This is a genomic window from Nocardia sp. NPDC005366 (genome assembly GCF_040606855.1).
Classification (GTDB): Bacteria; Actinomycetota; Actinomycetes; order Mycobacteriales; family Mycobacteriaceae; genus Nocardia.
The window spans coordinates 1-7,345 of the sequence record NZ_JBEXFQ010000076.1; the positions used below are offsets into that span (position 1 = coordinate 1).

The 7,345-nt window shown below is 62.5% G+C and carries 10 protein-coding genes; 4 read left to right on the plus strand and 6 right to left on the minus strand.

Annotated features, from left to right (window positions below; translation table 11 throughout):
- Positions 1-139: 139 nt before the first annotated feature.
- From ABZS43_RS36215 to ABZS43_RS36225, 3 genes are all read right to left on the minus strand, one after another.
- On the minus strand, positions 140-481 hold the full coding sequence (locus tag ABZS43_RS36215; RefSeq protein ID WP_355040528.1) for a type VII secretion target: 342 nt from the start codon (positions 479-481) through the stop codon (positions 140-142).
- Between the two features lie 182 nt (positions 482-663).
- Positions 664-1,599: a hypothetical protein gene (locus tag ABZS43_RS36220; RefSeq protein WP_355040529.1), complete on the minus strand. Its 936-nt coding sequence runs from the start codon at positions 1,597-1,599 to the stop codon at positions 664-666.
- Positions 1,599-1,895 (minus strand): WXG100 family type VII secretion target, encoded by a 297-nt coding sequence (locus ABZS43_RS36225; protein ID WP_355040530.1) that lies wholly within the window; start codon positions 1,893-1,895, stop codon positions 1,599-1,601. Before ABZS43_RS36225 ends, ABZS43_RS36220 begins: the two co-directional genes overlap by 1 nt.
- Positions 1,896-2,017: 122 nt before the next feature.
- On the opposite strand from ABZS43_RS36225, the gene ABZS43_RS36230 reads away from it, so the two are divergent.
- Entirely contained in the window at positions 2,018-3,724 is a 1,707-nt protein-coding gene (locus ABZS43_RS36230; RefSeq protein WP_355040531.1) for an IS1182 family transposase, read from the plus strand.
- Between the two features lie 27 nt (positions 3,725-3,751).
- Here ABZS43_RS36230 and ABZS43_RS36235 read toward each other — a convergent pair whose 3' ends face one another.
- The gene (locus tag ABZS43_RS36235; protein ID WP_355040532.1) at positions 3,752-4,081 is read right to left on the minus strand and encodes a hypothetical protein; all 330 of its coding nucleotides are present in this window, start codon (positions 4,079-4,081) and stop codon (positions 3,752-3,754) included.
- A 173-nt stretch (positions 4,082-4,254) separates the two neighbouring features.
- Here ABZS43_RS36235 and ABZS43_RS36240 point away from each other — a divergent pair, with 173 nt between their 5' ends.
- The 3 genes from ABZS43_RS36240 to ABZS43_RS36250 are packed head-to-tail and all read left to right on the plus strand — an operon-like array spanning position 4,255 to position 6,340.
- Positions 4,255-4,578: a hypothetical protein gene (locus ABZS43_RS36240; RefSeq protein WP_355040533.1), complete on the plus strand. Its 324-nt coding sequence runs from the start codon at positions 4,255-4,257 to the stop codon at positions 4,576-4,578.
- On the plus strand, positions 4,575-5,786 hold the full coding sequence (locus ABZS43_RS36245) for a hypothetical protein (protein WP_355040534.1): 1,212 nt from the start codon (positions 4,575-4,577) through the stop codon (positions 5,784-5,786). The genes ABZS43_RS36240 and ABZS43_RS36245 overlap by 4 nt, the downstream gene beginning before the upstream one ends.
- Before the next feature lie 41 nt (positions 5,787-5,827).
- Positions 5,828-6,340, plus strand: coding sequence for a hypothetical protein (locus ABZS43_RS36250; RefSeq protein WP_355040535.1), 513 nt, complete (start codon positions 5,828-5,830; stop codon positions 6,338-6,340).
- 35 nt (positions 6,341-6,375) lie between these two features.
- Here the strand turns inward: ABZS43_RS36250 and ABZS43_RS36255 are convergent, their stop codons facing one another.
- Positions 6,376-6,912, minus strand: a complete 537-nt coding sequence (locus tag ABZS43_RS36255; protein WP_355040536.1) for a pentapeptide repeat-containing protein — start codon at positions 6,910-6,912, stop codon at positions 6,376-6,378.
- Between the two features lie 128 nt (positions 6,913-7,040).
- Complete coding sequence (locus ABZS43_RS36260) at positions 7,041-7,172, minus strand: hypothetical protein (protein WP_355040537.1); 132 nt, start codon at positions 7,170-7,172, stop codon at positions 7,041-7,043.
- Positions 7,173-7,345 lie beyond the last annotated feature (173 nt).

Genomic DNA, 7,345 nt, shown 5'->3' on the forward strand with positions numbered 1-7,345 from the left:
GCAACACCTTCCCAACCGGTCCCGGTCAGAGTGGCGACCTTGTCATCGATCTCGTCGAGATGGTCCTCGATGAACCCGGCCAGACCGGACAAACGGGCCACGAGCTGGTCGAGGTCATCGATGTTGACCGAGAACTCGCTCACGGCAGATCCAAACTGGAACTCCCGAGCGTGGAAGCGTTGCTCTCGTCACGAACCTGATAACTCTGCGCGGTGACGCCGAGCTTCTCCACCATCCCGGCCAAGGCCGTGATGATCTGACCCCCACCCTCACGAACATCGGTCCACCCCGCGGTGAACTCCGTCGCCAAAGCACCTGTCCAGGTATCGCTGACCACACCATCCACATCTCGCGCCGCAGAACTCAACGCGGAACGAAGCGCCTCGGACAACTCGTAGACATACCGCCCGACCTCACGAACCCGCTCCGGTACAACCGCAAGATCCTGCCCCGAACTCGAAGCGTCCCCCGTATCGCTCACCCCGCCGATGCTACGGATGTCGTTGGTCGATCCGCAATATCAGCCGCCCGAACTCACCCCTACGCGAACGGGTTAGTTAGGCCGACGTCGTGGGTCTTGGTTTGGGGGTGCTCGCTGCGGATGCCTTGTCGATCTCGCGGCCAGCCACATATATAGCGTGGCGTAGTTCGGCGGCGGCCTGGTCAGCGGCTGCCAGAGTGATGATGTAAGGGCCGAGAGACACAATGGCAGCTGCAGGGGCGAAGGCGAAGAACTCTCCGAGGCGAGGCACGGATAGTGGCCGCGATACGCGATCCCACGACCGCAGCGCGGGCGGCGAGCGCTCCGTTGCCGGCGAAGATCGAGAGACCGAAGGTGAACTCGGCCGCCGCCAGCGAGACGGCTTCCCCTGCGACCCAGAGCGCGGCGAAGGAGCCGAGTTCCTTCAGGATCTTTTCGTGGGCGTCGGTGACGGCGATGGAGTAGTCGACACATCCGTGCGCCAAGGTCATGACCTGCGCGGCCAGGGCCTTGCCCTGAGTTTCGAGCAGGGTGATCTGGTCGAGGATCTGTTGGACTTCGGGGGTTTGCTGGTTGCCGATCGCGTCGCGGGCGGGCTGGAAGTTCAAGTGGGTGTTGAGTTGCTCGGCGCACCAACTCCATCCGGTCCCGGCATCGGCGAGGGTATCGGTCTTGGCGTTGGGCCATACCTTGCCCTGGACATAGTCGACGATCTTGTCCCACCACGACGGTGTCCCCGAATCTCCTCCGTACAGGTTCGGGATCTCGGGGCGTTTCATCCACTCCAACGACCCCGGCGGGAACGCGATGTCATCGGGTGCGCCACCGATCACCGATAGCTGGTTGGCGTTGGCGTGATTGGCCGCGGTCGCCTGCACCAGATCGTGCATCTGTCCGATCGCGATCACATACGACACCGCCGCGTCGACGGCGTCCTGGGCGACCGGGTCGTAGTTCGACGACCACTTCGTGCCGATCCGGTCGGTGCCCGCGCACCCGCCACAGATCTGCAACCGCGCGAAGAGGGTGCTCATGTCCGCGCGGGCGTAGAGCCAGTTGTTCTTGATCGACTCCGCGGCTTGGCGCAACTCGTTCGGTGTGACGATGACCGGTGCCATCAGGGCCACATCTTCTGATTCAAACTGATCGCGGTGCTGTAATTCGTGTGCGCGCGCCGAGCCACTTCCTTGAGCTCGTCGAGGTTTTCGGCCATCTCGTCCACACCCAGGGCCCATTGCTCGTGCGTGGCGCGTTGCGCCGAGGCCGCCTCGCTCGACCAGCTCAGGTGTAGTTCGGCGATATGGCGGTCGACCTCGCCCAACCAGTCCCCCACCTCACGACCGAACTGCTCCATCGTGGTGATCGCGGCATCGAGTTGTTCGAGATCCACCCGGAATCGGTCATCGCCGCTCATGGCAAATTTAGGCTGCTCAGCTTGACTCTGTCGGTGATCTTGGAATTCGGTGCATGCAGCGGCTGGCGGACTGCCACACTGCGAGGCGCGAATACTGCTGCCTCCTTTGAAGGAACAGGTGAATGTCGCTCGGACCCGGTCCGGCCAAGACGGTCCCGCCGCTGACGGTGCGGGTTGCTCGCGCCAGTAATCCCCGCGGCACCACGGCGATGTGGATACGTGATCGGCTCGAAAGTCTATGGAGCAAAGATGATTTCGCTGACTGGTATCCGCGTGATGGGCGGCCGGGTCTGTCCCCGGCCCAGCTGGCCACCGTGTGTGTGCTGCAGTACGTGCTGGACCTGTCCGATCGGCAGGCGGCCGAGGCCGTGCGCTGTCGTATCGATTTCAAGTACGCACTCGGCCTGGAGCTGGACGACCCCGGCTTCCACCACAGCGTGCTGAGCGATTTCCGCGACCGGCTCGCCGAAGGCGACCGCGCCGACCGGCTGCTCGATCTCGCTCTGGCCCGGCTCACCGACGCTGGACTGGTGCGTGAGCGCACCACCCAGCGCACCGACTCCACCCATGTGCTGGCTGCGGTACGCGACCTGACCCGGCTCGAGCTGGTCACCGAGGCCGTCCGCGCCGCACTCGAAGAACTTGCCCGTTGTGCCCCGCACGTCCTGACCGGTGTGGTCGATGAGGAGTGGGGACGCCGTTACGGCCGCCCGGTGCGCCTGGGCAAGAACCCGACCCGGCCCAAGACCAGAATCCTCACCGCCGGCGCGGATGCCTACCGACTGCTGGAGCATCTACGAGGGCACGAGCCGGACTACCTGTCCGGCCCCCAGATGCAGGCTCTGCGGCAGATCGTTCTGCAGAACTACTACCGTGACGACAAGGGCCGCCTGTGCTGGCGTACCGACGCCGACGGCGGTTTGCCGCCGTCCGCGGTGGCGATCGTTTCTCCCTACGATGTCCAAGCCCGCTACGCGCGCCGGGGACAGGTCACCAGGTGGAAGGGGTTCCTGGTCCACCTGACCGAAACCTGCGCACCCGAGGGCACCAACGTGATCACCGACGTGGCCACGACCCCGGCCACCACAAACGATGCCCGGGCCCTTCCCGGAATCCACACCCGCCTACAGCGTCGCGCGCTGCTTCCCGCCGAGCACTTGGTCGACGGCGGCTATACCTCCCTCGTCCATGTGGCGCGCGCGGCCCGTGAACACCAGGTCACCCTCAGCGGACCGCTACCGGGCAACCCCACCCGCCAGCACCGCGAGAACGAGGGCTTCGGCAGAGACGACTTCCACATCGACTTCGACCGCCGACAGGTGACCTGCCCGCAGGGCCAGACCAGCGTGGGATGGCACGGCCCCTACCCGACGTCATCGCCCACCGCGGCCCCGCTGATCGTGGCACGGTTCACCAAAGCCCAGTGCCGGCCATGCCCGGTCCGCAGCAAGTGCACCACCTCCCGCGAGGGCGCCCGCAACGTGGGATTCCCCCCGCGAGAACTCCTCGACCTGCAAGTCCAGGCCCGCGCCGAACAACAGAGCCGCTCCTGGCAGCAGAGATATGCCCTACGTTCGGGAATCGAGGGCACCGTCTGCGAATTCGCGCACGGGCACGGCATGCGGGCAATGCCGCTACCGCGGCCAGCGCAAGGCCCACCTCCAGCACGTACTCACCGCCATAGCCGTGAACGTCGAACGACTCAGCGCAGGACTGCTACCAGACCAGCTATCCCCGGCCCGACCACCGACAGCCTTCCAAAACCACCTCGACCAGAACAGAATTCCCCGACTGCGGTCCTGGCGCGCAGTCAACAGCTGATCTCGTAATTCACAAGATCACCGACAGAGTCAAGCTTAGCGAAACAACCCCTGGTTACGGCGCTCGTTGAGTTCTATGAGCTCTTCCTCGCTGAGCTCATCTTCTGGAACATGCTGCTGCGCAGTCATCCTCACCGGATTCGGTGCGGGCTGTTCGGAAGCGATTTCAATCGACTCGACCGCTGCGGATATGCGTGGGTCCGCCGTCAGTTCGTCGAGGCGTTCACGCACGTTACTACGAGCCTTGTCCAGGGCATCGTGTGCGAGGGTGGTGATGAGCTTGCCGAGTTCGACCCCGTACGGCGTGACGCTCTCATCGATGCGCACCGCTTCGAGCGTTCCATCCGCCCGGACATCGACTGCCACGCCGTATCGTGATTCGGTGAATCGGTCCGTGAGTAGCGCACGACGCACGGCGTTCATCCGATCGGTGATCGGGTCTGTATCACTGTTGCTCGGATATGGCGGCAAGGCACACTCCCCAGGTGGTCGGATGGTCGTGTTAGCGTAGCGAAATCGCCGATGGGGAGAGGATCGCGATGGCCGACGATCTATACGTAGAGCAAGCCGCAGTCGAAGGAATGATCGGTGCGTTCAACGGCTCCCAGGGGGTCCTCAACGCCTTGCCGACCGAGGGCTTCATTGCTGCGATCGAGCCAGCGTTGCCGGGGTCCGGCCTGGGTGCTGCTTTCATGAGGGCCGGTGTTCGCGCGAGGCTCAGCGTACGAGGAGTTGCCGTGCAGCTCAAAGAGATCAATGATGCCGCGACCGCGAGCATCGCCGCTTACAATGCACAACAAGCGGCGCAATCGAATGCACAGGGCGAGTTGGCCGAGGCGGGCCCGCTGGATGGGCCCCGATGAGTTCACTACCTCCGACGAAGTCGGAGATCCGTCAGTGGAACTTCGATTCGCTGACCGAGCAAGGTAACGAGTGGGCCCGCGGCGCGGAGGCGGTTACAACCGAATACGGCGCCATCAATCAGCAGCTCGCCGACTCTCCTGGATTTTGGCGTGGCGGGGCAGGGGATGCTATGCGCGTCAAGGGCGAGGAAGCCAAGTCCTCGCTGTCCAAGGTGGTAACGGCCTTTGACAATGCTCAGCCAGCCGTCGCCCAGATCGTCCAGATCCTTGGTTTCGCGAAGTCGTCGGCTGTGAACGCCATCAAGGCTGCCGAGGATGAGCGATACACCGTCGCCGACGACGGGGCAGTCAGCTATTCCAACGATGTTGTCTCGTGGCTGGCTGCGGAGAAGGGGAAATCGCTGGAGGCGGCGAAGGCTGCCCTCGACCAGGGGCAGCGTCAGCACGAAGATGCGGTCAAGAAGTCGCTGAGGGAGGCGGGCGATGCTGCGACTTCCGCTGGTGAGGCCATTATCAAGGTTTTTTCCGACGTTCCCATTCCACTCGGCGCAGACCTCGAGATGATTCTCTACACGTACCAAGTCAACCCTGATCAGCAGAAAATGACAAAGTGGCCCAGCGAAGACTTTATTAAATGGGCAAACCGGTTCAATCCTGGCTCAGACATCGCACAGAAGGATGTGACTGTCAGCGAGGCGGAGATGTTGAACAATTTGAGCCTCATGGACCAGTACCGGTTCTACCGGATCAGCGAGGACGCCAGCGACACCGCAGAGCGCCTGTTTCCGGACAAGAAGGTGGAGAACCAGTACGACGGTAATTTCCAGGACAACCACGCCGACGCTTTCCGGCACGCATACTGGAATGCCATGCTAACCGAGGAGTTCGGCGCGGAGTGGACCGAGGAATACACATCCAAGCATGAGGGCCGAGAAGACAACCGAATGAGTCGTGAGGCTATGGACCTGTACAACAACGAACTCGGCCGAAGAATTGCCACTGAGAATCCAGGACTCGGTTCGGCGGGATTGCAGAACAAGATCATCGAAGCGTGGAACGCTGGTGATGGGGTCGTGATCGATCAGAACGGCAACCTCGCCCGGCCGAAGGGAACCACTCTCGGGTACGAACCGCCGACCGCGTTGATCGATCAGCAGCAGTCACTGCCAGGCTCCCTGATTCCGGACAACAAGCCGTCTCCCAAATGACCACCTGGGCCCGACGTGCGTCGAGACCTCATAGGAGTGTGGTGCGTACCCGCAAACGAATGAGAGGCCTGCTGCTGGCCTCTGTAGCGATGGTAGTCTTCACCTCGGTCGCCGGGTGTGGTTCCGCATCGGACGGTGAACAAATCGCCGTTCAGGACGGGAACCCTGCATTGACGGCGGCTTTCGCTCGACTTCTGGACGAAAGGCGAACCGCCCGGCTAGGCGATCTCGTCGCGTCATCCGGTGCCCAGATCGGTCCGTGGGATCGCATGTACAGCTTCAGCTCCCCCAATACCAGTGACAAACTCAATCGAACCCTGGCAACGGATGGAGCAGTGTGGACCGGGTTGCATACCCACTCCGAATCTACAACGCAGGTGTTCATGCACGATGGCAAAGTCGTCCTTGCCTACGACGACAGGGAACGGGGCCCGATTGTCGAGCGGTTGACCTACGCCACACCGGACTCGACCGTGAGTCCGAAGTCGGCCGTAACCAAAGGCATCGGCGGCGACCAAACTATCTGGTACCTAGAGGTGGAGGGATTCTCGTGAGCGAGCGTTCCTCGTGAGCGCACCCGCCGCCTGAACTACGGTCTTTGATATACCTCTACATCCGACGCACCGTTCGAAACGAACCAGGCCTGGAGTTCCTGTCCGTCGATGAGACGTGGTGCACCGACACCGACATCGATCGGCCCTCTGACCAGGCCGTGGGCGCCACGTACGTCGGAGTCCGCCAATCGCGCACGTGAAAGACGTGTCATGTCGAAGGCGCAGTCACGCAGGCTGGTCTGCCGCAGATCCGAGTCGGAGAAGGTTACTCGCTGCAATCGGGCACCGCTGAGGTCAGCACCCAGCAGATCCGAGTCACTGAAATCCGCTCGTTGGAGGTCTGCGCCGCACAGCTTGGCGTGCCGAGCTTGGCAATACTGCCCTTGAACCTTTCGAAGGAATGCGCCACTGAGGTCGGCTTCGGAAAGTTGCGCCTCCCTCAGCCAAGCTGTGTAGAGGCTTGCTCCGACGAGCGACACCTGGATCAAGATCGCCTCGCCGAACTCTGCTCCGACCAGCTCGAGGCCCGACAGATCCGCGCCGGTGAAATCGAGTCCGTGGCCGTTGAGCACTGATTCGGTAGCGCTGTCCGGGTCGGCGGTAAGGCGTCGTAGGTGGTCGGCCAACGTCCGGTGAGCTGTCGGGTCGTCCGGCCATCGCCGAACGTCACTCGGTGAATGACCGTATACGCGTGTCATCACTACCAGAGCACCCTTCCTTGCCATTGCGGATTGTTGGCCACCAACTGCTGGAGGTGAGCCTTGCGAGCAGGGGTCATTCCGCTCTCGTCGATCATGACGTTTTCGCCCTTGTCGAGCGTATCTTCGATCATGTCTGAACTTCTCGTCGGTCTGTGGATTGGGGATCGGTTTACCGGCCACTTCCGCTGGCCGATAGTCCGGAATCACATCCCCTGTCTGTCAGTCTGGGATGAGACAGGGGGACGCTGTACTCCTTTGAGGTAGACCAGGGCGAGACAGGAACGATCGAGCAGTGACGATGACC